Annotated in this window: 1 protein-coding gene; it reads right to left on the bottom strand. The window is 54.3% G+C overall.

Annotated elements, in window-relative coordinates; translation table 11 throughout:
• Positions 1–403, bottom strand: a 403-nt coding sequence (locus tag AC1RO3_RS08745; protein ID WP_481764040.1) for a hypothetical protein, incomplete at both ends; no start/stop codon positions are given.

Below are 403 nucleotides of genomic sequence, written 5' to 3'. Positions count from 1 at the left end.
GATCAAGAAGACGAGGAAGAGGAAGAAGACGAGACCCCGGCTCCTAAGTAGAAGGCAAAGGCAGCACCGGCAAAGGCCGAGAAGGGCAAGAAGCAGCCGGTCGTCGAAGATGAAGACGAAGAAGAGGATGAAGACGACGAGTCCGAAGATGAGGAAGACGAAGAAGACGAGCCTGTGAGCAAGAAGAAGGCTCCGGCCAAGGGCAAGAAGAAGGTCGTCGAGGAAGACGAAGAAGAGGACGAGGAAGAAGACGAAGACGACGAGTCGGAAGAAGACGAAGACGACGAAGACGACGAGTCTGGTGAAGATGAGGACGAAGACGAAGAAGACGACGAGTCTGGTGAAGATGAGGACGAAGACGAAGAAGAACTGTTCTAAGTTCTCGTCGGGTCCGGGGCAACCG

Source organism: Dellaglioa sp. CoH-57-MRSF-19 (assembly GCF_056781975.1).
Note: the sequence above shows the minus strand (reverse complement) of the source record. Positions and strands in the feature narration are given on the sequence as shown.